This window comes from Paraburkholderia sp. SIMBA_053 (assembly GCF_046534895.1).
Classification (GTDB): domain Bacteria; phylum Pseudomonadota; class Gammaproteobacteria; order Burkholderiales; family Burkholderiaceae; genus Paraburkholderia; species Paraburkholderia caledonica.
The window spans coordinates 1-237 of record NZ_JAWRXU010001674.1 but is presented as its reverse complement, the minus strand read 5'-3'; the positions used below and the strand labels follow the sequence as shown (position 1 = coordinate 237).

Below are 237 nucleotides of genomic sequence, written 5' to 3'. Positions count from 1 at the left end.
CAGGAATTCCGCGAGCGCGAGTTCGAGGGGGCGCAACTCGTCGAGCGTGAGCGTCTCCACGCTTTCAGCAATCGAGCGCAGAAAGCCGGAGAACACGTGACCGATGCCGGCCTCGCCTGGCAAACGCCCGGCACGCAGCGAGAACGGCGTAAGAAGGCGTGCATTGATGGCGGAGCGGGGCACGCGGATTGCGAACGCGCGGAAGTCGGATGTGAACGCCAGGTGCGCTTCCTCGCG

General features: G+C 65.8%; 1 protein-coding gene. It reads right to left on the bottom strand.

Annotated elements, in window-relative coordinates; translation table 11 throughout:
- Positions 1–237: hypothetical protein (locus SB753_RS41230; protein WP_410805707.1), on the bottom strand; the 237-nt coding region annotated here is incomplete at both ends.